The organism is Azonexus sp. (assembly GCF_036170495.1).
Lineage (GTDB): Bacteria > Pseudomonadota > Gammaproteobacteria > Burkholderiales > Rhodocyclaceae > Azonexus.
In genome coordinates this window covers 1-1785 of sequence record NZ_JAVHPH010000421.1, presented here as the reverse complement: position 1 = coordinate 1785, position 1785 = coordinate 1, and the positions used below count along the sequence as shown (strand labels likewise).

General features: G+C 63.4%; 1 protein-coding gene. It reads right to left on the bottom strand.

The features are described 5' to 3' along the window. A partial coding sequence (locus ADADOO_RS15380) for an efflux RND transporter permease subunit (RefSeq protein ID WP_511278380.1) occupies window positions 1-1513 on the bottom strand: 1513 nt, incomplete at its 3' end. Window positions 1514-1785 lie beyond the last annotated feature (272 nt).

The window sequence follows — 1785 nt, the reverse complement described above, 5'->3', positions numbered from 1 at the left end:
TGGTCCACGCCAGCGGCGCGAACAGCCGGCCTTCCTGGGCTTCGAGCGTGAACACGGGGAGGAAGGAGACGGTGATGATCAAGAGGCTGAAGAAGAGGGCGGGGCCGACTTCCTTGCAGGCGGTGATGATGGCCTGGGCGCGGGTGGCTTCGAAACCCATCCCCACCCCAACCCTCCCCTTGAAGGGGAGGGGGTGAATTTCTCCTCCCCCTTCAAGGGGGAGGCCGGGAGGGGGATGGGTGGCCTCCAGCCGCTCCAAATGCTTGTGCGCATTCTCGATCATCACAATCGCCGCATCGATCATCGCCCCGACAGCAATCGCAATGCCGCCCAGACTCATGATGTTCGAATTGATGCCCAGCGCCCGCATGCCGATGAAGGCGGCCAGAATGCCGACCGGCAGCATGATGATGGCGACCAGCGCCGAGCGCAGGTGGAGCAGGAAAACAACGCAGACCAACGCGACTATCAGGCTTTCCTCGGCCAGCGTGCGTTTCAGCGTGGCGATGGCGCGTTCGATCAGTTCGGAGCGGTCATAGACCGTCTGGATGCGGACGCCTTCCGGCAGACCGGCGCTGATTTCTTCGACCTTGGCCTTCAGGTTGTGGATGACTTCCAGCGCATTCTGGCCGTAGCGCGACATGGCGATGCCGGAAACCACTTCGCCGTCGCCGTTCAGCTCGGTGATGCCGCGCCGTTCGTCGGCCACCAACTCGACGCGGCCGATGTCGGCGACGCGCACCGGCGTACCGCCGTCTTTGCCCGTTGTCGCCTTCAAGACCAGGTTCTCGATGTCGCCCTTGCCGCGCAGATAACCGCGGCCGCGCACCATGTATTCGGTCTCGGCCATTTCCAGCGTGCGGCCACCGACGTCGCGGTTGGAATTGCGGATCACCTCGGCAACGCGCATCAACGGGATGCCGTAGGTTTTTAGCTTGATCGGGTCGACGGTCACCTGGTACTGCTGCACGAAGCCGCCGATGCTCGCTACCTCGGCGACGCCGGGGGCCTTGGCCAACTGGTAGCGCAGGTACCAGTCCTGCAAGGTGCGCAGCTCGGCCAGCGTCTTGTTCTTGGCCAGCACGGCGTACTCGAATACCCAGCCGACACCGGTGGCATCGGGGCCCAGGGTCGGACTGACGCCCTTGGGCAGCTTGCCGGAGACGGAGTTTACGTATTCCAGCACGCGAGAACGCGCCCAATAGATGTCGGTGCCGTCCTCGAAAATGACGTAGACGAACGAGGCGCCGAAGAAGGAAAAGCCGCGGACGACCTTGGATTTCGGCACCGAGAGCAGGGCGGTGGTCAGCGGGTAGGTGACCTGATCTTCGACGACCTGCGGCGCTTGGCCGGGGAATTCGGTGTACAGGATGACCTGGACGTCGGAGAGGTCGGGGATGGCGTCGAGCGGGGTTTTGATCACCGACCAGATGCCGGCAATGATGATGAATAGGGTAGCCAGGAGGACGAGGAAGGGGTTTCTGGCTGACCAGTTGATGAGGGTGTTAAGCATGAGGCGCTTTTTCGTGGGGTTTGCCCTGGATTGGCGTGCGGGCGGCTAATTGGCTTGGGGTTCCGCCCTTGCGGGGCGTCTCACTTTTTCTTGCTTCGCCAAGAAAAAGTGAGCAAAAAGAAGGCGACCCTGGGTCGGTGCCGGCGTTGCCGGTTCCCTGCGCTACTCGGAAAGCCGGGCGGCTGCGGAACTCGGGGCTGCGCCCCTCAGACAGTCCTCGCCGAAGGCCCCCGGCCTTCCTGCGTTGCTCGGCACCTCTCAAGGGGCCCGGT